The sequence below is a fragment of the Streptomyces sp. NPDC089919 genome (assembly GCF_040684615.1).
In the GTDB taxonomy this organism is placed as follows: Bacteria; Actinomycetota; Actinomycetes; order Streptomycetales; family Streptomycetaceae; genus Streptomyces.
The window spans coordinates 147,940-170,297 of the sequence record NZ_JBFBGK010000002.1; the positions used below are offsets into that span (position 1 = coordinate 147,940).

The window sequence follows — 22,358 nt, forward strand, 5'->3', positions numbered from 1 at the left end:
TACAGCCGCGTATCGATACGCGGATGTACCGATACGGTGGTGTTCCGATACGCTTTCGTAGCCGTACACTCGCCGTACCGGCCGCTCGAGGGTCCCCAGGGGCCCGCCCGCGGCCCGGCACGGCCCTCGTCCACCCCGCACCCCCGCGAGGAGATCCGCCCCCGATGACCCCGACGCCGGAGACCACCGCCGCGCGCCGCTCCAAGATCAGCCCGGAGCGCGAGCGGGAGTTCTACGCCGCGGTCCTGGACCAGCTGCGCGAGCACGGGTACGAGGCGCTGACCATGGAGGGCGTGGCGGCGCGGGCGCGGTGCGGCAAGTCGACGCTCTACCGGCAGTGGAAGACCAAGCCCCAGCTGGTCGCCGCGGCCCTGCGGGCCGGCCGCAGCGAGCAGACCCTGGCGCGGGTGGACACCGGCAGCCTGGTGGAGGACCTGCGGGAGGCGGCCCGGATCGCGGCCCGCAACTCGGGCAACGACACCCGGCTGACCCAGGCCCTGGGCCATGCCGTCCTCGACGACCCGGAGCTGCGGGACGCCCTGCGCGAGGCGCTGATCGAGCCCGAGCTGACCGCCTTCGACGCCATCGTGTCCCGCGCGGTGGCGCGCGGCGAGCTGTCGCCCGGCCACCCCGCGGTGGACTTCCTGCCCGCGCAGCTGATGGGCGTACTGCGGATCCGGCCCGTGCTGGAGGGGCGGTTCGCGGACGAGGAGTACCTGGTCCGCTTCGTGGACGCGGCTCTGCTGCCCGCGCTGGGCATCACGCCCCCGGCCCCCGCGCCGCCGGGCACCTGAGACCGCGGGCCGCCGTCGACGATGACCGGACGGCGACCCGCTCGCGCTGCCTCGTGGGGACGGTGGCAGCGCAGCCTGCGGACCGAGCGGCGGACGTTCTCATCGGAGAGCGACCGCCGCTCGGTTCGTACGGCAGGGGGTGCGGGCGGGCTCAGCCGCGGGCCGCACCCATCAGCCGGGTGAACTCCGCGGGCGCCACGGTGAACCCGGCCGGCTCGGCGTCCAGCGACCAGTCGCCCGAGGGGCCCCGGACGAACTCCGCGACCACCGCCGCGGTCGCCTCCGCCACGGCAGTGAAGCCGCCCTCCACCAGGTCCGTGTATCCCGAGCGGATGCGCAGCCCGGCCGCCGCGACCTGGCCGAAGGTCACCGCTCCGGCGGTGTCCTGGATCACCACGCCCACCACGACCCGGCCCAACGCGTCTGACAGCCGGTCCAGTTCGAGGGTCATCACCTCGTCGTAGCCCAGGCCCTGCCCGGTCTGGCTGTCGCGGTTCAGGGTGATGGTGCCGTCGGGGGAGCGGCTGCCGAAGTGCACCAGATAGGCGGGTTCGCCGTACGGGTCCGCCGCGGGGTAGGCCCCGGCGACCAGGTCCAGGTCGTGCGGGGGAGACCCGGCCGGGCTGGGGTCCCAGCGCAGCGCGATCTCCACCTTGGCCAGCCCCTTGCGTATTCCGCTCACCGAACTCCCCTTGCACCTGGCCGCTTTGACCGTTTCCGACCCGGTCCATGCTGCCACGTGCCGTCGACCGACGGGGCCTGAGCAGGTGTTATCCGGCACGGGAGTCTCAAAAGTTCCCCTCGATCGTCACTCGAGCGTTACCTGATAGGCGCATGACAATGACACTGTCTTCAGGTCACCAGACACCCCGTCAACTGCACTGACGGGGACGGTGCATGCAGAAGAAGGTGTCCCCCACACATGAAGATATCCCGCAGACCGGCCTGGGGCGTGGCCCTCGCGGCCGTCGCGCTGCTGCTGGTTCCGGCCACCGCGCAGGCGCGCACCTCGGCGGCCCCCCACCCCGCCGCCGCGACCACCGCCTACACGTCCGTCGACGCGTACTACGCCTCCGCCGATGGGAAGACGGGCGCCGCGCTGAAGTCCGCGCTGCACGCCATCATCAAGAACCAGTCGAAGATCAGCTACTCCGCCCTCTGGGAAGCGCTGAAGGTCACCGACCAGGACCCGGCGAACCCGAACAACGTGATCCTCGTCTACTCGGGCCGCTCGTACCCCAAGAGCTCCAACGGCGGCGGTGTCGACGACTGGAACCGCGAGCACGTCTGGGCCAAGAGCCACGGCGACTTCGGTACCGCCACCGGCCCGGGCACCGACCTGCACCACCTGCGTCCCGAGGACGTCACGGTCAACAGCACCCGCGGGGACAAGGACTTCGACATGGGCGGCAGCCCGGTCGCGCAGGCCCCCGGCAGCTACTCCGACGCCGACTCCTTCGAGCCGCGGAACGCGGTCAAGGGCGACGTGGCCCGGATGATCCTGTACATGGCCGTCCGCTACGAGGGTGACGACGGCTGGGCCAACCTCGAGCCCAACGACCGCGTCGGCAACGGCAGCGCGCCGTACATCGGCAAGCTGAGCCTGCTCAAGCAGTGGAACCTCCAGGACCCGCCGGACGCCTTCGAGCAGCGCCGCAACCAGGTGATCTACGACACCTACCAGCACAACCGGAACCCGTTCATCGACCACCCGGAGTGGGTCAACCAGATCTGGTAGCCCAACTCGTGCAGGAACGATGCGCCGGCCGTCCCCCGCGGGACGGCCGGCGTTGCGGTGTACGGGAAGCCGCTGCCGCGCCCCTAGATGAGCCGGGCCGACGGCGGCAGGTCCGCCAGGTAGGCCAGGGCGTCGGCCTCGGTCCGGGCGGACTCCAGGAAGCGGATCCAGGCCTCCTGCTCGTGCCGGACGGCGCCCAGCTCCCACACGCAGAACGTCGCGATGTGGGGCTCCCCGTGGGGCAGCGGGGCGTAGCGGCCGGAGTCCTTGAAGTAGACCGTCTTCCAGCATTCGTTGTCGCCCCGCCACGTGCTCACCAGGAGCAGGTACGCGTCCCCGACGCGGTGCAGGATCACGAAGCCCAGCTCGTCCTCGAAGCCCAGCCCGGCCGCCTGCGCCCCGACGAACTCCCGGGCCGCCCGCACCTCCCCGGCGGGTATCGGGTGCTCCTCGCGGTGCAGGTCGTACCACTTGAGCCGGGCCCCCGGGACGGTCAGCGGCGGGCCCGGTACGAGGAGCTTCCTGACGTGCCGGTACCCGGCGGAGACGCTGGCCATGGTGGTCGTCCTTCCAGTCCTGTGCGACGGATCGCGCCAATGTAGTCGATCACTTCGAGCCGTCGGGCGGGCTGGTCAGGGCGGTCGGGGCGGCCGTCGGGGCCGGGGGCCCCGCGGGCTGCGGGGCGGGCTCCGGGCGCAGCAGCCGGTGCAGGGCCGCGCCCGTCAACTGGAGGGCGGCGATCCCGCCGAGCAGGAGGCCCGGCGGCAGTGCGGCGGCCAGGCCGGCGGTGGCGGCGCCGGCCGCGCCCGCGGTCATCTTCAGCCCGGCCCCCAGGGTGAACACCTGCTCCCGCGCCCCCGCCGGGGCGTGGTCGGCGCGGATCCGCAAGGTGGCCGTCAGCAACGGGCCCTCGCACACGCCGGCCACCGCGAACAGCCCCGCCGCCACCGGCAGCGACGGCGCCCACACCGCCGCGGCCAGCGCCAGGCCGGTGCCCAGCAGTGCGGCCTCGGCCAGCGTCCCGGCCGGCCGGGCCAGCCGGGTCAGCCCCAGTGCACCGGCCAGCGCGCCCAGTGCGAAGGCGGTCATCAGCACGCCACCGGAGCCGGTCCCGCCCAGGTGCCCGGCGAGCAGCACGGCGGTGGTGGTCAGTGCCCCGATGCCCAGGAAACCGACGGTGGTGGCCGTGGTGATCGCCCGTAGCTCCGGGACCCGCCACAGCGCCGTCAGCCCCGTCGACACGCCCGCCCGGGCGGGAGCCGCGGCCGGTGTGCCCGCCGCCCCGGGCCGGCCGTACGGGAGGAAGCCGGCGCCGACCGCCGCCAGCGCCGCCGAGCCGGCCAGGACGCCCATCGCCGCCCCGCCCCAGCCCAGCGAGGCCAGCAGCCCCACGGCACCGGGCGCCGAGACCGAGGCGGCGTTGTAGGTGACCGCGTCCCAGGCGTACGCCCGGTCGCGGGCCGGGCCCTCCGGGACCAGCCGCGCCACCAGGCTGGACAGCCCGCCGGTCACCACCGGACCGCAGCAGCCGCCGGCCAGCGCCACCGGGACCACCACCGCCACCGGCGCCCGGCCCACCAGCAGGGCCAGCGCCGCCACGGCCGTGCCGAACCCGGCCAGCGCGCCCGCGTAGAACACCCGCGGCCGCCGGGTGCGGGCGGCCAGCGTGCCCGCCGCCGGGGCGGCCAGCGCGTGCGGAGCCGTCCAGGCCGTCAGGACGAACGCCCCCAGCGCCGCCTCCCCGGTGCGCTGCACGGCCAGCAGCACCAGCGCCAACCCCACCCCCTCCCCGGCGAACCGCGCCCCCACGGCCGTCGCCAGATACCTGCCGAACCCCGCCGACCCCCGCATTCCGGCCTCCCCCTGCCACACGTAACGGCTTATGAGTACAAGACATTACACTCGGCGGGGTGAGCGGACCCCGGGCGGAGGAAGCAGATGTGAACGAGCGCGACGCGAATGCCGGAAACGATGTCGACGAGCGCGACGGGAGCGGTGGACGGGACGACGCGGGGACCGCGCGGCCGCGCGGGGGCCGGGCCGGGACGGCGGGCTTCGCCGCCGCGCAGCGGCTGGTCGACCTCGCCGACGAGGTGCGGCGGCGGCCCGACGCCCCGCGCGAGGCGCTGGCGGCCCTGCTCGCCCGGCACGGCGAACACCCGGCCGACCTCACCGAGGCGGCCTTCTCGGCGGCCGACGCGGCCGAACTGCGCGCCGCCGCCGCGCGGATGGGCGCCCTGCTCGCCGAACCGGACGCGGACCGCGCCGCGGCGGCGCTGAACGCGCTCTTCGAGGAGTGCGGCGCCCGCCCGCGGCTGACCCGGCACCAGGGCCACGCCTGGCACCTGCACGTCGACCGGGGCGAGGACGCCGGCTGGGGCGAGTGGTTCCTGGCCTCCGGCGCCCTGGCGCTGGCCGGGATCCTCACCGAGTACGGCCGGGTCACCTGGGGCACCTGCGCCGCCACGGGCTGCGGGGCGTACTTCCTCGGCACCGGCCCGGGCAGCGCCCGGCGCTACTGCTCGACGGCCTGCGCGTCCCGGGAACGGGTCGCGGCCCACCGCCGGCGCCTGCGCGCCGGGCGGTGAGCCGCGGGGAGAATCGGTTCGGCCGGGCGGTCAGCCCTGGTCGCGGACCTCGGCCGGGGTCGGCGCGGTGCCGCCCAGGTGGGCCGGCAGCCACCAGGAGTCCTCGGCGCCCTTCGGCTTGGCCGGGTAGGCCTGCTGCGCCGCGTCCAGCAGGTCCTGCACCCGCTCGCGCAGCCGTCGGGTCAGCGCCCCCGCGTACTGGTCGGTCGGGCACTCCATCGGCTCGCCCACCCGCATCGTCACCGGGATGTGGCTGCGCCTGAGGTCCTTGGGCCGGCCCTTGGTCCACAGCCGCTGGGTGCCCCACAGCGCCATCGGGATCATCGGGACGCCGGCCTCCTGGGCCATCCGCGCCGCGCCGGACTTGAAGCTCTTGAGGGTGAAGGACTGCGAGATGGTCGCCTCGGGGAACACCCCGATGATCTCGCCCGCCCGCAGCGCCGCCAGCGCCTCCTGGTAGGCCGTCTCGCCCTGCTGGCGGTCCACCGGGATGTGCTTCATCGCGCGCATCAGGGGTCCGGAGACCTTGTGCCGGAAGACCGAGTCCTTCGCCATGAAGCGCACCAGGCGCTTCTGCGGGCGCGCGGTGAGCCCGGTGAAGATGAAGTCCAGGTACCCGATGTGGTTCGAGACCAGCACCGCACCGCCCTTGCGGGGGATGTTCTCGGTGCCCTTCATGTCGATGCGGATGTCCAGGGCCCGGAACAACGTGTGGGCCGCACCGATCACCGGCGGGTAGACCAGATCTGCCATGGCGGGGAGACTCCTCTTTTCTGCCCGGGGAGGTCTGGAGAGGTTCTCCCGGCTAAGTTACGCCAGCGTAGGTTACCGGCATCAGGGATCGTGCCCGAAGTGAGCCCCGGTGACCAGTCCAGGTGACCCGGGCCGGGGAGATCCTCATCACTCCGGGGAATGCCCGGAGCGGCGGACGCGCTGCTCAGACGGTACGCGGCGACGCGCGCAGCGCGGCACGCGGATCCGTCGCGGCGTACCGGAGCGGGGCCGGAGGCGGCCCGTGGGCGGACTCGGACCGGAACGGAGCGGCAGTGGACCAGCAGCAGGGCGGGACCCCGGTGGGCGGACCCGCCGGGACGCCTTCCGGATCACCTTCGCGGACCCCCTCCGGAGCGGCGCCGGGTGCGGTCCGCCTCGGCGAGGCCGAACTCGGCGTCCCGCCCGGCGAGCGGGCCACGCTCGTGCAGTTCTCCACGGCCTTCTGCCAGCCCTGCCGCGCCACCCGGCGGATCCTCGCCGAGGTCGCAGCCCTGGTGCCCGGGGTCGCCCATGTCGAGATCGACGCGGAGGAGCGGCTGGCCCTGGTCCGGGCCCTGGGCATCGAGAAGACCCCGACCGTGCTGGTGCTCGACGCCGGCGGCGCGGTGGTCCGCCGGGCCGCCGGGATGCCCCGCAAGGCCGATGTCATCGGGGCCCTGGGCGCGGTCCTGTGAGACCCCGCGCCGGCGAACCGGCCCGCCCCCGGGGCGTCCTGACCGGCCGTCCGGCGGCGCCCGGCGTTCGTCCGTACGTACGATCGCACGGTGCGCTCCGGCGGTGCGCGCCGTGACTCCGCTCGCATCTGCCCGGAGCCGCTTGACTGCACCTGCCAACGATCGACAGGCTTCGGCCATGCGGACCAGAATCCTTCTCGTCGGACGAACGCACATAGACCTCGTCCGCTACGCGAGCGCGCGCTGTCCGGGCCGGTGAAGACTCCCGACCCCGACCGCCTCCCTCAGAAGGACACTCCGATGACCGCTCCGTCCGCCCTCGCCACCGCCCGGCCCGGCTCCCCCGAACTCCTGCGCTCGGTCTTCCGCCGGCACGCCGCCGGGGTCGCCGTGATCACCGCGGCCCGCGGCGAGCACCCGGTCGGCTTCACCGCCACCTCCGTCAGCTCGGTGGCCGCCGAGCCCCCGATGCTCTCGTTCTCCGTCGGCACCGGCTCCTCCAGCTGGCCGGTGCTCGCCGAGACCGAGTACCTGGGGGTCCACATACTCGGCGAGCACCAGGGCGAGCTGGCGGGCCTCTTCGCCCGCAGCGGCGCCGACCGGTTCGGACCGGCCACCCGCTGGCGGACCGGCCCCGAGGGCGTCCCGCTGCTCGACGGCGTGCTGGCCTGGCTGGTGTGCAAGGTGGTGGCCCGCGTCCCGGCCGGGGCGCACCGGATCGTGCTCGCCGAAGTGGTCGCCGGGGACCCCGCGGGCGATCCCGCGGGGGCGGGGCGCCCGCTGCTCTACCACGAGGGTCGCTTCAACGCGTTGCGCGACTGAATAGTGCCTGCTGGGAAGGGCTTTTCCCGGGCTCTTGCGGGACTCCGGCCGGCGTTGGCAAGGTCACATCCGGGCGAGCTTGATTCCTGATGGAAGCCACGGTGTACTGACGAGTAACATTTCGTTCGGAGCGCGGCCCGCCCCGACCGGGATCCGCCCAGTAAGGCGCCTATGCTGCCTGCAGAAGGCAGCACCGGAAAAAGACGATGCAGTAGGAGAGCCGGCGTGAGCTTGAGGATCGTTGTCTGTGTGAAGTACGTGCCCGACGCCACCGGCGACCGGCACTTCGCCGATGACCTGACCGTCGACCGCGACGACGTCGACGGCCTGCTGTCGGAGCTCGACGAGTACGCCGTCGAGCAGGCGCTGCAGATCTCGGAGGAGGCGGACGACGCCGAGGTGACGGTCCTGACCGTCGGCCCCGAGGACGCCAAGGACGCGCTGCGCAAGGCGCTCTCGATGGGTGCCGACAAGGCCATCCACGTCGAGGACGACGACCTGCACGGCACCGACGTCATGGGCACCTCGCTGGTGCTCGCCAAGGCGATCGAGAAGGCCGGCTACGACCTGGTCATCGCCGGCATGGCCTCCACCGACGGCACCATGGGCGTCCTCCCGGCGATCCTGGCCGAGCGCCTGGGCGTCCCGCAGGTCACCCTGCTGTCCGAGGTCAAGGTCGAGGACGGCACCGTCACCGGCCGCCGCGACGGCGACTCCGCGAGCGAGCAGCTCGAGGCGTCCCTGCCGGCGCTGGTCTCCGTGACGGACCAGTCGGGCGAGGCCCGCTACCCCTCCTTCAAGGGCATCATGGCCGCGAAGAAGAAGCCGGTGGAGTCCTGGGACCTGTCGGACCTGGAGATCGAGGCGGACGAGGTCGGCCTCGAGGGCGCCTGGACCGCGGTGGACTCGGCCGCGCAGCGTCCGGCCCGCACCGCCGGCACGATCGTCAAGGACGAGGGCGAGGGCGGCAAGCAGCTGGCCGAGTTCCTGGCCGGCCAGAAGTTCATCTAAGGCTTCGGTCACCTCAACCGCCCCCTCATACTTCGCAATCGCAGGAGAGCAGTCCCATGGCTGAAGTTCTCGTCTACGTCGACCACGTCGACGGTGCCGTCCGCAAGCCCACCCTCGAGCTGCTGACGCTGGCCCGCCGCGTCGGCGAGCCCGTCGCCGTCGCCCTCGGTGCCGGCGCCGAGGCCACCGCCGCCACGCTCGCCGAGCACGGCGCGGTCAAGGTCCTGACCGCCGACGCCCCGGAGTTCCGCGACTACCTGGTCGTCCCGAAGGTCGACGCGCTCCAGGCCGCGTACGACGCCGTCTCCCCGGCCGCCGTGCTGGTCCCCTCCTCCGCCGAGGGCAAGGAGATCGCCGCCCGCCTGGCCGTGCGCATCGGCTCCGGCATCATTACCGACGCCGTGGACCTGGAGGCCGGTGACGAGGGTCCGGTCGCGACGCAGTCCGCGTTCGCCGCCTCCTTCACCACCAAGTCCCGTGTCTCCAAGGGCACCCCGGTCATCACTGTGAAGCCGAACTCGGCCCCGGTCGAGGCCGCTCCGGCCGCCGGCACCGTCGAGGCGCTGTCGGTCTCCTTCTCGGCGCTGGCCACCGGCACCAAGGTCACCTCGCGCACCCCGCGCGAGTCCACCGGCCGCCCGGAGCTGACCGAGGCCGCGATCGTGGTCTCCGGCGGCCGCGGCGTCAACGGCGCCGAGAACTTCTCGGTGATCGAGGCGCTGGCCGACTCGCTCGGTGCCGCCGTCGGCGCTTCCCGCGCCGCCGTCGACGCCGGCTGGTACCCGCACTCCAACCAGGTCGGCCAGACCGGCAAGTCCGTCTCGCCGCAGCTCTACATCGCGTCCGGCATCTCCGGTGCCATCCAGCACCGCGCCGGCATGCAGACCTCGAAGACCATCGTGGCCATCAACAAGGACTCCGAGGCCCCGATCTTCGACCTGGTCGACTACGGCGTGGTCGGCGACCTCTTCGCGGTCGTCCCGCAGCTGACCGAGGAGATCAACGCCCGCAAGGGCTGATCCCTGCGATCGGTCTGACCTGCGCAGACGCTTGCGGCCCGGGGCCGCGCGGTGAATCCCACCGCGCGGCCCCGGGCCGTTTCGGTGAACATCCGAGAAGGATTGACTGACGGAGAACCCCTGACTAAATTCTGCTATGCGGATCAATGCTTCCGTGTAGCGGAAAGAGGAGAGTGCAGGATGGGTCAGCAGGAAAAGGTGGCAACGAGCCTCGCAGGCGCCGTCAGCGAGCGCGTCAGCGCCTCGCTCGCGCCGGTGGACGCGGAGCTCGCGCGCCGCTACCCCGGCGACCCCGGCACCCGCCAGCCGATCCACACCGTGTACGTACCCGGCGACGTCTTCGCCCCGGACACCATCCGCAGCTGGGGCGACCAGGCCCTCGCCGCGCTCGACGAGCACGCCCCCGACGCGGAGACCTTCGCCCGCGTCCTCGGCATCTCCGACGAACTGGCCGGCCCGGTCTACGAGCGGGTCCGCGCCAAGCTGCAGAACGAGCCCATCGAGGACCTGCGCGTCGACTTCGAGGACGGCTTCGGCGTCCGCTCCGACGAGGAGGAGGACCAGGCCGCGGCCCGCGCCGCCCGCCTGATCTCGGAGGCCTACGCCAACGGCACCAACGCGCCGTACATGGGCATCCGCATGAAGTGCATGGAGTCCAACGTCCGCGACCGCGGCATCCGCACCACCGACGTCTTCCTCTCCGGCCTGCTGGAGCACGGCGGCCTGCCCGAGGGCCTGGTGCTCACCCTCCCCAAGGTGACCTACGCCGAGCAGGTCAGCGCCTTCGTCGAGCTGCTGGAGGCCTTCGAGACCGCCCGCGGCCTGCGGCCGGGCCGGATCGGCTTCGAGATCCAGATCGAGACCAGCCAGTCCATCGTCGCCTCGGACGGCACCGCCACCGTCGCGCGCATGATCGACGCCGCCAAGGGCCGGGCCACCGGCCTGCACTACGGCACCTTCGACTACAGCGCCTGCGTCGGCGTCTCCGCCGCCTACCAGTCCAGCGACCACCCGGCCGCCGACCACGCCAAGGCGATCATGCAGGTCGCCGCGGCCGGCACCGGCGTCCGCGTCTCGGACGGCTCCACCAACGTGCTGCCGATCGGCTCCACCGAGCACGTCCACGAGGCCTGGAAGCTGCACTACGGCCTCACCCGGCGCGCCCTGGCCCGCGCCTACTACCAGGGCTGGGACATGCACCCCGGCCACCTGCCGACCCGCTACGCGGCCGTCTTCTCCTTCTACCGCGAGGGCCTGGACGCCGCGGCCGCCCGCCTCAAGGCGTACGTCGCCAAGATCGAGGGCGACGTCATGGACGAGCCGGCCACGGCCAAGGCGCTCGCCGGCTACCTGGTCCGCGGCCTGGACTGCGGCGCGGTCGGCGCCGACGAGGTCACCGCCCGCACCGGCCTCTCCCGCGCCGAGCTGGACGCCTTCGCCATCCCGCGCCGCTCGGCGACCCTGAAGTAGTCCCCGTAGCCCGAACGCCGCGCGGACCGGACACCCGGCCCGCGCGGCGTCCGTGCGCCTCAGGCCGGCGGCGCCAGCTCGCCCGAGCCCCGGGCGATCAGTCGCGTCGGCAGGACGAGCCGCTCGGGGGCCGGCCGGGCACCGGACAGCCGGGCGAAGAGCCGATCGGCGGCGACCCGCCCCAGGGCCGCCGCGTCCTGCGCCACCACCGACACCCCCGGCCGCAGCAGATCGGCCAGCTCGAAGTCGTCGAAGCCGACCAGCGCCACCGGCCCGGCGACGCCCGCCAGCACCCGCACGACCGTGACGGTCACGCGGTTGTTCCCCGCGAAGAGGGCCGTCACCGGCTCCGCCCGTCCGAGCATGCCCCGGGCGGCGGCCGTCACCGACGCCGGCTCGGTGGACCCCAGCGCCACCCAGGCCGGTTCCACCGGCAGTCCCGCTTCCGCCATCGCCGCCCGGTACCCCCGCAGCCGCTCCTGCGCGGTGTGGATGTGCGGCTGGTCGCCGATGAAGCCGATCCGCCGGTGCCCGCGCGCGATCAGGTGCGCCACCCCCTCGCGGGCCCCGCCGAAGCTGTCGGACAGCACCACGTCCGCGCCGATCCCGCCGGCCGGCCGGTCGACGAAGACCGTCGCCACCCCGGCCCGGATCTCCGGCTCCAGGTACCGGTGGTCCGCCCCCGCCGGGATCACGATCAGGCCGTCCACCCGCCGGGCGCACAGCGCCAGGGCCAGCTCCCGCTCCCGCTCCGGGTCCTCCGCGCTCGAACCGGTGATCAGCAGCGCGCCGTGCGCCCGCGCCACCTCCTCCACCGCGCGGTTCAGCGGCCCGTAGAACGGATCGGCCAGGTCCTCCAGCACCAGCCCCACGGTCGCGGTACGGCCCTTGCGCAGCACCCGCGCACTGTCGTTGCGCCGGAACCCGAGGGCCGCGATGGCCTCCTGGACCCGGCGCTCGGTCTCCGGGGTCACGCCCGGTTCGGCGTTGACCACCCGCGAGACCGTCTTGAGCCCGACCCCGGCCCGCGCCGCCACGTCGTTCATCGTCGGCCGCCGGCCATAGCGGGGTGAGCTGGGCACGGTCGGGTCCTCCCGGGGACGGAAGCGGCCGGACGTCGGCCGCCGGACGGCTGGGAACCCCAGCCTAGAGCGATTGTCCGGTAACCGGGTTTCCGTGACAGGGTGTTGCGGGCAAGCCACAGGGGGCTTCGGATGAGGGGGACTCGTGATCGTCTGGATCAACGGCACTTTCAGCGCCGGAAAGACCAGCACCGCACGCGAACTGACCGGCCTGATCCCGGACAGCGCCGTGTACGACCCCGAGGTGATCGGCGGCGCCCTGCGCCACCTGCTCCCGCCCAAGCGCCTCGCCGAGGTGACGGACTACCAGGACCTGCCGATCTGGCGGCGGCTGGTCATCGAGGGCGCGGCGGCCATGCTGGCCGAGCTCGGCGGGGTCCTGGTCGTCCCGATGACCGTGCTGAAGCAGGAGTACCGGGACGAGATCTTCGGCGCCCTCGCGGCCCGGCGGATCACGGTGCGGCACTTCGTGCTCGACCCCGAGGAAACGATCCTGCGGGAGCGGATCGCGAGCCGCGTGGAACCGGACCTCCCGGACGCCGACACCCGCGTCCGGCAATGGTCCCTGGACCACATACCCGCCTACCAGGAGGCGATGGACCGCTGGCTGCGGGCCGACGCCTGCGCCGTGGACAACGGCCGCCGCACCCCCCGCGAGACCGCCGAGCAGATCGCCGCGCTGCTGCGCACCGGCGCCCGGGGCCTGTGCGACATCGTCCAGACCCCCGACCCCACCGGCCCGACCCTGGCCTCGGGGGTGCTGCTCTTCGACGACCAGGACCGGGTCCTGCTGGTCGACCCCACCTACAAGCCCGGCTGGGAGTTCCCCGGCGGCATCGTCGAGGACGGCGAGGCCCCCGCGCAGGCCGGCGTGCGCGAGGTCGCCGAGGAGGTCGGGGTCCGGCTGGCGAAGGCCCCGCGGCTGCTGGTGGTGGACTGGGAGGCGCCCCGGCCGCCGGGCCACGGCGGCCTGCGCTTCCTCTTCGACGGCGGCCGGCTCCCCGCCGACCAGGCGAGCACCCTGCGGCTGCCCGGGCCCGAGCTGCGCGCCTGGCGGTTCGTCACGGAGTCGGAGGCGGCCGGGATGCTGCCGCCGGTCCGCTACGAGCGGCTGCGCTGGGCCCTGCGGGCCCGGGAGCGGGGGACCGTGCTCAACCTGGAGGCGGGCACACCGGTGGGCTGAGCCGGGCCGGTCCGCTGACCGGGCCGGGCCCGCCGGGTGCCGCCCTCAGAGCGCCGCGTCCGCCGCCTCTTTGAGGACCCGGGCGGTGTCCTCGGTCAGCGGGTCGCCGTGGCCGAAGCAGGCCACCGAGGGCGCCAGCTCGGCCAGCTGCCGGAAGGAGGCCAGCGCCCGCTGCCGGTCGGTGTTGAACACCCCGAGCATCACCTGCCCCACCCCCGCCACGCAGTCTCCGGTGAAGAGCACGCCGTGCCGGGGCAGGTGGACCGCGATGCTGCCGTCGGTGTGGCCGGGGGAGTGCACCGCGTACGCGCCGTCCCCGAAGCCCAGCGCGTCCCCGTCCGCCAGCTCCCGGTCCACCCGGGTCGGCGGGGCCTCGGGGCAGGTCAGGCCGTGGGCGTAGAGCGGGACCTCCCAGTCGAGCAGCACCGGTTCGGGCACCGGCGCCGCGCCGCGGACCACCGGCGCGTCCAGCCGGTGCGCCAGCACCAGGGCGCCGTACCGCTCGGCCAACTCCTCGGCCGCGCCCACGTGGTCGCGGTGGCAGTGGGTCAGCACGATCCGGCGCAGCCGGGCCGGGTCGAGGCCGAGGGAGCGCACCGCCGCCTCGATCTCCGGGGCCGAGCCGGCATGTCCCGCGTCGACCAGCGTGAGCTCGGCGGCGTCCCCCTCGCCGTCCCGCCACAGATAGGCCTGGCCGATGGGGAAACGGAGCAGGTGCAGGCGCGGAAGTATCTCGACAAGATCCATGGGGCGACCGTACGACCGTACGGTCGCCCGGGGCGCGCGACTTCGCCCGGCGCGGACTCCGCTCACAGCGCAGCGTCCGGGACCGGACCCGCCGGATCCGGAACGGCCGCGAGGATCCGGAAGGCGCGCTGTCATCCGGAAGGGCCGCCGGGATCCGGGCTCGGCCCGGGCCGGCGGCCCCCGTGGGGATCAGCCCCGCTTCGACTCCGCGTAGTTCACCAGGAACAGCGCCTCCGCCACCGACAGCTGCTCCAACTCCTTCGGCGAGACGCTCTCGTTGACCGCGTGGATCTGCGCCTCCGGCTCGCTCAGCCCGATCAGCAGGATCTCGGTCTGCGGGTACAGCCCCTGGAGGGTGTTGCACAGCGGAATCGATCCGCCCATGCCGGCCGCCTGCATCTCCTGGCCGGGGAACGCCACCTTCATCGCGGCGGCCATCGAGGCGTACGCCGGGCTGGTGATGTCGGCCTTGAAGGGCTGGCCGGAGCCGGCCTGCTCGACCTGGACACGGGCGTTCCAGGGCGTGTGCGCCTCCAGGTGCGCCATCAGCAGCTTGTTGGCCTCGGCGGCGTCCATGCCCGGCGGCACCCGCAGGCTGACCAGCGCCCGGGCGGAGGCGTGCACCGACGGGGTCGCGCCCACCACCGGCGGGCAGTCGATGCCCATCACGGTCACGGCCGGACGGGCCCACAGCCGGTCCGAGACCGAGCCGTCGCCGATCAGGTCCACGCCCTCCAGCACCTTCGCGTCGGAGCGGAAGTCGCCCTCCGGGTACTGCAGGCCCTCCCAGACGCCGTCACCGGCCAGGCCCTCGACGGTGGTCGAGCCGTCCTCGGCGCGCAGCGAGTCCAGCACGCGGATCAGCGCGGCCAGCGCGTCCGGGGCGGCGCCGCCGAACACGCCGGAGTGCAGGTTGCCCTCGAGGGTGTCGACCTGGATCCGGACGATCGTCATCCCGCGCAGGGTGGCGGTGACGGTCGGCAGGCCGAGGCGGAAGTTGCCGGCGTCGCCGATGACGATGGCGTCGGAGGCCAGCAGCTCCGGGTGGGCCTCGGCGTACATCTGGAGGCCGCCGGTGCCCTGCTCCTCGGAACCCTCGACGATGACCTTCACGCCCACCGGCACACCGCCGTTGGCCTTCAGCGCGCGCAGCGCCAGCAGGTGCATGATGAAGCCGCCCTTGCAGTCCGCGGTGCCGCGGCCGTACCAGCGGCCGTCGCGCTCGGTCAGCTCGAAGGCGGGCGAGATCCACGCGGCGTCGTCCAGCGGGGGCTGCACGTCGTAGTGCGCGTACAGCAGCACGGTCGGCGCGCCCTCGGGGCCGGGCAGGTAGCCGTACACAGACTGCGTGTCATCGGGGGTGTCCAGGACGGCGACGTCCTGGAAGCCCTCGGCGCGCAGGGCGTCGGCGACCCAGTTCGCGGCGCCCTCGCTCTCGCTCTTGGGGAACTGCGCCCAGTCCGCCACCGACTGGAACCTGACCAGCTCGGTCAGCTCCGACTTGGCGCGGGGCATCATCGAGGCGACGGTCTCGGCGATCGGGTGGGGCGACATGGGCACGCTCCTCATGGGTGCGACGTTGTACTTCTACGGATGCCGGTAGGCACAGCCGATCTTCCCACAGCGGGCCCATGCGCAGGTCCGCCGTAGGATGCGCTCGGCATCGGAGCAATGTCAGGGATCGGGAGCAGCGACACATCGTGAGCAGCGAGCACGGGGAAAACGGCGGCGCGGAGCGGGCCGAGGGGGCCGAGGAGCCCCAGCGTTCGGAGGCCGTGGGCGGGGCGGAGCAGCCGCCCGGCGCGGACGGCGCCCAGGAGGCGGCGCCCGCCGCGGAGTCCCGGGAAGGGGCCGGGGCCGAGGCGGCGGGCGAGCCCGCCGGGCCGGCGGCGACGCCGGGGGCCGAGGACGTGTGGGACGTGGTGGTGGTCGGCGCGGGTCCGGCCGGCGCCTCCGCCGCCCACGCCGCGGCGGTGGCCGGCCGTCGGGTCCTGCTCCTGGAGAAGGCCGAACTGCCCCGCTACAAGACCTGCGGCGGCGGGATCATCGGACCGTCCCGGGACGCGCTGCCGCCCGGCTTCACGCTGCCCCTGAAGGACCGCATCTCGGCGGTCACCTTCTCGCTCGACGGCCGGTTCGCCCGTACCCGGCGCTCGCGCACCACCCTCTTCGGGCTCATCAACCGCCCGGAGTTCGACGCCGCGCTGGTCGCCGCCGCCGAGAAGGCCGGCGCCGAGGTGCGGACCCGGGCCGCGGTGGCCCGGGTCGAGCAGCACGGCCCGGCGGTGCCGGACCGGCGCACGGTCGCCGTGGTGCTCGCGGACGGCGAGACCGTGCTGGCCCGCGCCGTGGTCGGCGCCGACGGCAGCGCCAGCCGCATCGGCGCCCACGTCGGCGTCGTCATGGACCAGGTGGACCTCGGCCTGGAGGCCGAGATCCCGGTGCCGGCCACGGTCGCCGAGGACTGGGCGGGCCGGGTGCTCATCGACTGGGGCCCGCTGCCGGGCAGTTACGGCTGGGTCTTCCCCAAGGGCGACACGCTCACCGTCGGCGTGATCTCGGCCAAGGGCGACGGGGCGGCCACCAAGCGGTACCTGGACGACTTCATCGCCCGCCTGGGCCTGGCCGGCTTCGAACCGGAGGTGTCCTCGGGGCACCTGACGCGCTGCCGGGCCGACGACTCGCCGCTCTCCCGCGGCCGGGTGCTGGTCTGCGGGGACGCCGCCGGGCTGCTGGAGCCGTGGACCCGCGAGGGGATCTCCTTCGCGCTGCGCTCGGGGCGGCTGGCCGGCGAGTGGGCGGTGCGCATCGCGGAGGCGACGGACGCGGTCGACGCGCGCCGGCAGGCGTTGAACTACGCCTTCGCCATCAAGGCCGGGCTGGGCGTGGAGATGGCGGTCGGGCGGCGCATGCTGCGGCTGTTCGAGTCCCGGCCGGGGCTGCTGCACGCCGCGCTCACCGGCTTCCGGCCGGCCTGGCAGGCCTTCGCGCGGATCACCCGCGGCACCACCTCGCTCGGCGAACTGGTGCGGACGTACCCGCTGGCGCGCAAGGCCCTGCACACGCTGGACCGCAGGCAGGCGCCGGTCAGTCCGACAGAGTGATGCGGAAGACCGGGTGGTCGGGGGCGGCCGCGAGGAGCTCCGCCTCGGAGGACTTCGCGGTCACGCCCTTGAAGAAGGCGTTGACCTCCCAGCCCCAGCGCTCCAGGTAGACCCGCAGGAGGTCGGCCTTCTCGGCGTCGGGCAGTTCGACGGCGGTGAAGGTGCGGACCCGGCGGCCGACCCGGAGCTCCCCGCCGCCGGCGGCGCGCATGTTGCGGACCCACTGGGAGTGGCCGCGGGCGGAGACGAGGTACCGGGCGCCGCCGTGCTCGAGCGGGTTGACCGGGATGCGCTGGAGCTGCCCGGAGGTGCGGCCGCGGACGGACAGCTCGGCGGCGCCGCCCAGGCTGATGCCGTGCCGGGCCATCCTGCCGACCAGGACGTTGAACCGCCGGGCGATCGGGCCCGCCTGGACGTAGTGCTTCGGGGCCGGGGCGGAGGGCTCAGCGGGGGTGGCGGGCTGGGCGTTCATGGCGGTCACGATGGCCTCCGGGGACGATTGGGAGAGCAGTGCTCTCGCTTGAGAACAGTGTGCACGGATCGCCGCACCAAAGCAAGAGCAGTGCTCTCGATTTGGTGCGGTGATCTCTGGTCGTCCCCGTCCCTGTCCTTGCCCGCCGCTACCGCTTCAGCGGCTGGGTGAACCGCAGCAGGTTGCCCGCCGGGTCGCGGAAGGCGCAGTCACGCATCCCGTACGGCTGGTCCATCGGCTCCTGGAGGACTTCCCCGCCCGCCGCGCTGATCCGCTCGAAGGTCGCGTCGCAGTCCTCCGTCGCGAAGATCACCCCGCGCAGCAGCCCCTTCGCCATCAGCTCCGCCAGGGCCTGCTTGTCGGCCGGCGAGGTGCCGGGGTCCGCGGCGGGCGGTTCCAGCACGATGTTGACGTCCGGCTGCGAGGGCGACCCGACGGTCACCCACCGCATGCCCTCGAACCCGACGTCGTTGCGTACCTCGAGCCCGAGCACGTCCCGGTAGAAGGGGATCGCCTTGTCGTGGTCGTCCACGGCGATGAAGCACTGGGAGAGCGTGATGTCCATGCCCTCACGCTACGACCGGGCGCCGGGCCCCGCTTCCCGATTCCTGACCGGCCGCGTGTGGATCTTCGCGATGCAGGCGGGGATGGCGGCGCCGTCCTCGTGGTCCCGGGCCCGGTAGGCGCTCGGACTCTCCCCGACCAGCTCGGTGAAGCGCGAGCTGAACGACCCGAGGGAGGTGCAGCCCACCGCGAAGCAGACCTCCGTCACCGACAGGTCCCCGCGCCGCAGCAGCGACTTGGCCCGTTCGATGCGGCGGGTCATGAGGTAGGTGTACGGGCTCTCGCCGTACGCGGCCTTGAAGCTGCGGGAGAAGTGCCCGGCCGACATCAGCGCGCCGCGCGCCAGCGCCGGCACGTCCAGCGGCTCGGCGTACTCCCGGTCCATCCGGTCGCGGGCCCGCCGCAGCCGTACCAGGTCGTCGAGGTCCGGTCGGGTCACCCGGCCAGTCTGCCACGGCGCCGCATCGATCAGGATCGGAGAAGCGCGGCCGGCCGCCCCGCGCCTAGCGTGGCGGTCATGGACGACAACGACCTCATCATCCACTGGACCTTCCTCCCGCACACCGACGCGGAGGCCTCGCTCGCCTTCTACCGCGACGTCCTCGGCTTCGAGGTCCGCAACGACGTCGGCGCGGGGCAGATGCGCTGGATCACCGTCGGCCCCGCCGGGCAGCCGGGCACCGCCATCGTCCTGGAGCCGCCGACCGTCGGCCCCGGCTTCAGCGACGAGGAGCGCCGCACCGTCGCCGAGCTGATGGCCAAGGGCGAGTACGCCCGCATCACCCTCGCCACCAAGGACCTCGACGGCACCTTCGCCCGGCTCCGGGCGGGCGGCGCCGAGCTCGTGCAGGAGCCCGTCGAGCAGCCGTACGGCCTGCGCGACTGCGCCTTCCGCGACCCCGCGGGCAACCTGGTCCGGATCAACGAACTGGCCTGATGCGGGCGGCGGCCCGGACCGGACGGGGGTCGCCCCGGACCGCCGCCCCCGCGCCCCCGCCGCGCCCGGCCCGCTTCCCCCGCGGGCCGGGCGCTGCGCGCCGTCCCCCTTCCCGTGCCGCTGTCACTGATGCGGGGGATGATGCGCAGGACACCGCCCGCACCGAGGGAGACACGATGACCAGGGCCACGAGGACGGACACGCCGTCGCCCGCGCCGCACGTCGCCGACAGCCACGACCTGATCCGGGTGCACGGCGCGCGCGAGAACAACCTCAAGGACGTCAGCATCGAGCTCCCCAAGCGCCGGCTGACGGTCTTCACCGGGGTCTCCGGCTCGGGCAAGAGCTCCCTGGTCTTCGACACCATCGCCGCGGAGTCGCAGCGGTTGATCAACGAGACCTACAGCGCCTTCGTGCAGGGCTTCATGCCGACCCTGGCCCGGCCCGAGGTGGACGTCCTCGACGGCCTGACCACCGCGATCATCGTCGACCAGCAGCGGATGGGCGCCGACCCGCGGTCCACCGTCGGCACCGCCACCGACGCCAACGCCATGCTGCGCATCCTCTTCAGCCGGCTCGGCAAGCCGCACATCGGCCCGCCCGGCGCCTACGCCTTCAACGTCCCCTCCGTCCACGCCAGCGGGGCGATCACCGTCGAGCGCGGCAACCAGAAGGCGCAGAAGGCCACCTTCAGCCGGACCGGCGGCATGTGCCCGCGCTGCGAGGGCCGCGGCGCGGTCAACGACATTGACCTGACCCAGCTCTACGACGACACCAAGTCGCTGTCCGAGGGCGCGCTGACCATCCCCGGCTACAGCATGGACGGCTGGTACGGCCGGATCTTCGGCGGCTCCGGCTTCTTCGACATGGACAAGCCGATCCGCAGGTACACCAAGCGCGAACTGCACGACCTGCTCCACAAGGAGCCGACCAAGATCAAGGTCGAGGGCATCAACCTCACCTACGAAGGCCTGATCCCCAAGCTCCAGAAGTCGATGCTGGCCAAGGACGTCGACTCCCTCCAGCCGCACATCCGCGCCTTCGTGGAGCGCGCCGTCACCTTCACCACCTGCCCGGACTGCGAGGGCACCCGGCTCAGCGCGGGGGCCCGTTCCTCGAAGATCAAGCGGATCAGCATCGCCGACGCCTGCGCGATGCAGATCAGCGACCTGGCCGAGTGGGTCCGCGGCATCAAGGACGCGTCCGTCGCGCCCCTGCTCACCGCGCTGGGGCAGACCCTCGACTCCTTCGTGGAGATCGGCCTGGGCTACCTCGCGCTGGACCGGCCCTCGGGCACCCTCTCGGGCGGCGAGGCGCAGCGCGTCAAGATGATCCGCCACCTCGGCTCCTCGCTCACCGACACCACGTACGTCTTCGACGAGCCGACCGCCGGGCTGCACCCGCACGACATCCAGCGGATGAACGACCTCCTGCTGCGGCTGCGCGACAAGGGCAACACCGTCCTGGTCGTGGAGCACAAGCCCGAGCTGATCGCGATCGCGGACCACGTCGTCGACCTCGGCCCCGGTGCCGGACAGGCGGGCGGCACGGTCTGCTACGAGGGCACCCTCGCGGGGCTGCGCGCCAGCGGCACGGTCACCGGCCGGCACCTCGACGACCGGGCCGCCCTCAAGGAGTCCGTCCGGACGCCGAAGGGCGCCCTGGAGATCCGCGGGGCCACGGCCAACAACCTGCGCAAGGTCGACGTGGACATCCCGCTCGGGGTGCTGGCCGTGATCACCGGCGTGGCCGGCTCCGGCAAGAGCTCGCTGGTGCACGGCTCGGTACCGGCGGAAGCGGGCGTCGTCTCGGTCGACCAGAGCGGCATCCGCGGCTCCCGGCGCAGCAACCCGGCCACCTACACCGGCCTGCTCGACCCGATCCGCAAGGCCTTCGCCAAGGCCAACGGCGTCAAGCCCGCGCTGTTCAGCGCCAATTCGGAGGGCGCCTGCCCGGCCTGCAACGGCGCCGGGGTCATCTACACCGACCTGGCCATGATGGCCGGGGTCGCCACCCCGTGCGACGAGTGCGAGGGCAAGCGCTTCCAGGCGTCGGTGCTGGAGTACCGGCTGGGCGGCCGGGACATCAGCGAGGTGCTGGCGATGCCGGTCACCGAGGCCGAGGCGTTCTTCGGCGCCGGCGAGGCGCACACCCCGGCCGCGCACCGCATCCTGACCCGGCTCGCCGACGTCGGCCTGGGCTACCTCAGCCTCGGGCAGCCCCTCACCACCCTCTCCGGCGGCGAGCGGCAGCGGCTCAAGCTGGCCACCCACATGTCGGAGAAGGGCGGGGTGTACGTCCTGGACGAGCCGACCACCGGGCTGCACCTCGCCGACGTCGAGCAACTGCTGGGCCTGCTGGACCGGTTGGTCGACGCCGGGAAGTCGGTGATCGTGATCGAGCACCACCAGGCGGTGATGGCGCACGCCGACTGGATCATCGACCTCGGGCCCGGTGCGGGCCACGAGGGCGGCCGGGTCGTCTTCGAGGGCACGCCCGCGGAGCTGGTCGCGGACCGCTCCACGCTCACCGGCCAGCACCTGGCGGCCTACGTCGGGGCGTGATCGGTGCACTCGGTTGTGAGCAGCGCTCGCATCATTGAGCGCTGCTCACGCTTCGTGGCAGACTGACGCCATGAGTACCGTGCGCGGGGCCCGGGAGCGGGCCCGTATCGAAGTCACCGCGGCCATCAAGGACGAGGCCCGCAAGCAGCTTGCCGCCGAGGGCGCCGCGAAGCTCTCGCTGCGGGCCGTGGCGCGCGAGCTGGGCATGGTCTCCTCCGCCCTCTACCGGTACTTCCCCAGCCGGGACGAGCTGCTGACCGCCCTGATCGTGGACGCCTACGACGCGGTCGGCGAGGCGGCCGAGCGGGCCGCGGCCGCGGCCCCCGGACTCCCGCCCACGGCCCGCTGGACCGAGGTCTGCCGCGCCGTCCGCGCCTGGGCGCTGGCCAACCCGCACGAGTACGCGCTGATCTACGGCTCGCCCGTACCCGGCTACCAGGCGCCCCAGGCCACCGTCGAGCCGGCCGCCCGGGTCGCCGTCGTCCTGATCTCGATCGTCCGCGAGGCGCACACCGGCCGCGGCCTCGCACTGCCGCCGCTGCCCGACGCGCTGCGGCCCGAGGCCGCCCGCATGGCCGCGGACTTCGCGCCCGACCTGCCGCCCGCGGTGGTGGCCGCGATGGCCGCCGCCTGGGCGCAGTTGATGGGGCTGGTCTCCTTCGAGCTGTTCGGCCAGTTCCACCGGGTCGTCGAGGACCGCGACACCTTCTTCGACCACGCGGCCGGCCGACTCGCCCACGCGGTGGGGCTGCTGGACGGCCCCGCGCACTGACGCCCCGCCGTCCGGCACCCGGCCGGCGCCACCCGGGACACCC

23 protein-coding genes are annotated in these 22,358 nt (G+C 73.6%); 13 read left to right on the forward strand and 10 right to left on the reverse strand.

Going from position 1 to position 22,358, the window contains the following annotated elements; genetic code table 11:
- The first annotated feature begins 164 nt into the window (after positions 1–164).
- Positions 165–794, forward strand: coding sequence for a TetR/AcrR family transcriptional regulator (locus AB0O40_RS01745; protein WP_365034525.1), 630 nt, complete (start codon positions 165–167; stop codon positions 792–794).
- Positions 795–945: 151 nt separating this feature from the next.
- Here the strand turns inward: AB0O40_RS01745 and AB0O40_RS01750 are convergent, their stop codons facing one another.
- Positions 946–1,476 (reverse strand): TerD family protein, encoded by a 531-nt coding sequence (locus AB0O40_RS01750; RefSeq protein WP_365034527.1) that lies wholly within the window; start codon positions 1,474–1,476, stop codon positions 946–948.
- 240 nt (positions 1,477–1,716) lie between these two features.
- Between AB0O40_RS01750 and AB0O40_RS01755 the strand changes: the two genes are divergently transcribed.
- A complete protein-coding gene (locus AB0O40_RS01755; RefSeq protein ID WP_365034529.1) occupies positions 1,717–2,532 on the forward strand; it encodes an endonuclease in 816 nt (271 codons plus the stop codon).
- 83 nt (positions 2,533–2,615) lie between these two features.
- Here AB0O40_RS01755 and AB0O40_RS01760 read toward each other — a convergent pair whose 3' ends face one another.
- The gene (locus tag AB0O40_RS01760) at positions 2,616–3,089 is read right to left on the reverse strand and encodes a hypothetical protein (protein ID WP_365034531.1); all 474 of its coding nucleotides are present in this window, start codon (positions 3,087–3,089) and stop codon (positions 2,616–2,618) included.
- Between the two features lie 49 nt (positions 3,090–3,138).
- Positions 3,139–4,383 carry an MFS transporter gene (locus AB0O40_RS01765; protein WP_365034533.1) on the reverse strand — a complete coding sequence of 415 codons (1,245 nt, stop codon included), beginning with the start codon at positions 4,381–4,383 and terminating at the stop codon, positions 3,139–3,141.
- Between the two features lie 221 nt (positions 4,384–4,604).
- On the opposite strand from AB0O40_RS01765, the gene AB0O40_RS01770 reads away from it, so the two are divergent.
- The gene (locus tag AB0O40_RS01770) at positions 4,605–5,120 is read left to right on the forward strand and encodes a CGNR zinc finger domain-containing protein (protein WP_365034614.1); all 516 of its coding nucleotides are present in this window, start codon (positions 4,605–4,607) and stop codon (positions 5,118–5,120) included.
- 30 nt (positions 5,121–5,150) lie between these two features.
- Here AB0O40_RS01770 and AB0O40_RS01775 read toward each other — a convergent pair whose 3' ends face one another.
- On the reverse strand, positions 5,151–5,873 hold the full coding sequence (locus tag AB0O40_RS01775; protein WP_365034535.1) for a lysophospholipid acyltransferase family protein: 723 nt from the start codon (positions 5,871–5,873) through the stop codon (positions 5,151–5,153).
- 293 nt (positions 5,874–6,166) lie between these two features.
- On the opposite strand from AB0O40_RS01775, the gene AB0O40_RS01780 reads away from it, so the two are divergent.
- The 5 genes from AB0O40_RS01780 (at position 6,167) to AB0O40_RS01800 (ending at position 10,890) form a co-directional block, all read left to right on the forward strand.
- The gene (locus AB0O40_RS01780) at positions 6,167–6,568 is read left to right on the forward strand and encodes a thioredoxin family protein (RefSeq protein ID WP_365034537.1); all 402 of its coding nucleotides are present in this window, start codon (positions 6,167–6,169) and stop codon (positions 6,566–6,568) included.
- Between the two features lie 300 nt (positions 6,569–6,868).
- Positions 6,869–7,390, forward strand: coding sequence for a flavin reductase family protein (locus tag AB0O40_RS01785; RefSeq protein ID WP_365034539.1), 522 nt, complete (start codon positions 6,869–6,871; stop codon positions 7,388–7,390).
- A gap of 225 nt (positions 7,391–7,615) precedes the next feature.
- Positions 7,616–8,401 carry an electron transfer flavoprotein subunit beta/FixA family protein gene (locus tag AB0O40_RS01790; RefSeq protein WP_365034541.1) on the forward strand — a complete coding sequence of 262 codons (786 nt, stop codon included), beginning with the start codon at positions 7,616–7,618 and terminating at the stop codon, positions 8,399–8,401.
- Between the two features lie 56 nt (positions 8,402–8,457).
- A complete protein-coding gene (locus tag AB0O40_RS01795; RefSeq protein WP_365034543.1) occupies positions 8,458–9,420 on the forward strand; it encodes an electron transfer flavoprotein subunit alpha/FixB family protein in 963 nt (320 codons plus the stop codon).
- A gap of 180 nt (positions 9,421–9,600) precedes the next feature.
- A complete protein-coding gene (locus AB0O40_RS01800) occupies positions 9,601–10,890 on the forward strand; it encodes an aldolase (protein ID WP_365034545.1) in 1,290 nt (429 codons plus the stop codon).
- 59 nt (positions 10,891–10,949) lie between these two features.
- Here the strand turns inward: AB0O40_RS01800 and AB0O40_RS01805 are convergent, their stop codons facing one another.
- Complete coding sequence (locus AB0O40_RS01805) at positions 10,950–11,936, reverse strand: LacI family DNA-binding transcriptional regulator (RefSeq protein ID WP_365034616.1); 987 nt, start codon at positions 11,934–11,936, stop codon at positions 10,950–10,952.
- 181 nt (positions 11,937–12,117) lie between these two features.
- On the opposite strand from AB0O40_RS01805, the gene AB0O40_RS01810 reads away from it, so the two are divergent.
- Positions 12,118–13,155, forward strand: coding sequence for an NUDIX domain-containing protein (locus tag AB0O40_RS01810; RefSeq protein WP_365034546.1), 1,038 nt, complete (start codon positions 12,118–12,120; stop codon positions 13,153–13,155).
- Between the two features lie 45 nt (positions 13,156–13,200).
- Here AB0O40_RS01810 and AB0O40_RS01815 read toward each other — a convergent pair whose 3' ends face one another.
- Entirely contained in the window at positions 13,201–13,902 is a 702-nt protein-coding gene (locus AB0O40_RS01815) for an MBL fold metallo-hydrolase (protein WP_365034548.1), read from the reverse strand.
- A 189-nt stretch (positions 13,903–14,091) separates the two neighbouring features.
- Entirely contained in the window at positions 14,092–15,456 is a 1,365-nt protein-coding gene (locus AB0O40_RS01820) for a dipeptidase (protein WP_365034550.1), read from the reverse strand.
- Between the two features lie 356 nt (positions 15,457–15,812).
- On the opposite strand from AB0O40_RS01820, the gene AB0O40_RS01825 reads away from it, so the two are divergent.
- A complete protein-coding gene (locus AB0O40_RS01825; RefSeq protein WP_365034618.1) occupies positions 15,813–17,006 on the forward strand; it encodes a geranylgeranyl reductase family protein in 1,194 nt (397 codons plus the stop codon).
- On the opposite strand, the gene AB0O40_RS01830 is transcribed toward AB0O40_RS01825, so the two are convergent.
- From AB0O40_RS01830 to AB0O40_RS01840, 3 genes are all read right to left on the reverse strand, one after another.
- Positions 16,990–17,478, reverse strand: coding sequence for a nitroreductase family deazaflavin-dependent oxidoreductase (locus tag AB0O40_RS01830; protein ID WP_365034552.1), 489 nt, complete (start codon positions 17,476–17,478; stop codon positions 16,990–16,992). The two genes, AB0O40_RS01825 and AB0O40_RS01830, sit on opposite strands and share 17 nt — an antisense overlap.
- 148 nt (positions 17,479–17,626) lie before the next feature.
- Positions 17,627–18,043 (reverse strand): VOC family protein, encoded by a 417-nt coding sequence (locus AB0O40_RS01835; RefSeq protein ID WP_365034554.1) that lies wholly within the window; start codon positions 18,041–18,043, stop codon positions 17,627–17,629.
- 9 nt (positions 18,044–18,052) lie between these two features.
- Positions 18,053–18,481, reverse strand: coding sequence for a helix-turn-helix transcriptional regulator (locus tag AB0O40_RS01840; protein WP_365034556.1), 429 nt, complete (start codon positions 18,479–18,481; stop codon positions 18,053–18,055).
- Between the two features lie 78 nt (positions 18,482–18,559).
- On the opposite strand from AB0O40_RS01840, the gene AB0O40_RS01845 reads away from it, so the two are divergent.
- From AB0O40_RS01845 to AB0O40_RS01855, 3 genes are all read left to right on the forward strand, one after another.
- Entirely contained in the window at positions 18,560–18,979 is a 420-nt protein-coding gene (locus tag AB0O40_RS01845) for a VOC family protein (RefSeq protein WP_365034558.1), read from the forward strand.
- A gap of 176 nt (positions 18,980–19,155) precedes the next feature.
- Complete coding sequence (locus tag AB0O40_RS01850) at positions 19,156–21,543, forward strand: excinuclease ABC subunit UvrA (protein ID WP_365034560.1); 2,388 nt, start codon at positions 19,156–19,158, stop codon at positions 21,541–21,543.
- 70 nt (positions 21,544–21,613) lie between these two features.
- A complete protein-coding gene (locus AB0O40_RS01855; protein WP_365034562.1) occupies positions 21,614–22,315 on the forward strand; it encodes a TetR/AcrR family transcriptional regulator in 702 nt (233 codons plus the stop codon).
- Positions 22,316–22,358 lie beyond the last annotated feature (43 nt).

Bases quoted from the DNA above. Each gene is read 5' to 3' on its own strand.
- AB0O40_RS01745 (WP_365034525.1), top strand. From the start codon at position 165: ATGACCCCGACGCCGGAGACCACCGCCGCGCGCCGCTCCAAGATCAGC.
- AB0O40_RS01755 (WP_365034529.1), top strand. From the start codon at position 1,717: ATGAAGATATCCCGCAGACCGGCCTGGGGCGTGGCCCTCGCGGCCGTC.
- AB0O40_RS01760 (WP_365034531.1), bottom strand. From the start codon at position 3,089: ATGGCCAGCGTCTCCGCCGGGTACCGGCACGTCAGGAAGCTCCTCGTA.
- AB0O40_RS01765 (WP_365034533.1), bottom strand. From the start codon at position 4,383: ATGCGGGGGTCGGCGGGGTTCGGCAGGTATCTGGCGACGGCCGTGGGG.
- AB0O40_RS01775 (WP_365034535.1), bottom strand. From the start codon at position 5,873: ATGGCAGATCTGGTCTACCCGCCGGTGATCGGTGCGGCCCACACGTTG.
- AB0O40_RS01785 (WP_365034539.1), top strand. From the start codon at position 6,869: ATGACCGCTCCGTCCGCCCTCGCCACCGCCCGGCCCGGCTCCCCCGAA.
- AB0O40_RS01795 (WP_365034543.1), top strand. From the start codon at position 8,458: ATGGCTGAAGTTCTCGTCTACGTCGACCACGTCGACGGTGCCGTCCGC.
- AB0O40_RS01800 (WP_365034545.1), top strand. From the start codon at position 9,601: ATGGGTCAGCAGGAAAAGGTGGCAACGAGCCTCGCAGGCGCCGTCAGC.
- AB0O40_RS01805 (WP_365034616.1), bottom strand. From the start codon at position 11,936: ATGAACGACGTGGCGGCGCGGGCCGGGGTCGGGCTCAAGACGGTCTCG.
- AB0O40_RS01815 (WP_365034548.1), bottom strand. From the start codon at position 13,902: ATGGATCTTGTCGAGATACTTCCGCGCCTGCACCTGCTCCGTTTCCCC.
- AB0O40_RS01820 (WP_365034550.1), bottom strand. From the start codon at position 15,456: ATGTCGCCCCACCCGATCGCCGAGACCGTCGCCTCGATGATGCCCCGC.
- AB0O40_RS01830 (WP_365034552.1), bottom strand. From the start codon at position 17,478: ATGAACGCCCAGCCCGCCACCCCCGCTGAGCCCTCCGCCCCGGCCCCG.
- AB0O40_RS01835 (WP_365034554.1), bottom strand. From the start codon at position 18,043: ATGGACATCACGCTCTCCCAGTGCTTCATCGCCGTGGACGACCACGAC.
- AB0O40_RS01845 (WP_365034558.1), top strand. From the start codon at position 18,560: ATGGACGACAACGACCTCATCATCCACTGGACCTTCCTCCCGCACACC.
- AB0O40_RS01850 (WP_365034560.1), top strand. From the start codon at position 19,156: ATGACCAGGGCCACGAGGACGGACACGCCGTCGCCCGCGCCGCACGTC.
- AB0O40_RS01855 (WP_365034562.1), top strand. From the start codon at position 21,614: ATGAGTACCGTGCGCGGGGCCCGGGAGCGGGCCCGTATCGAAGTCACC.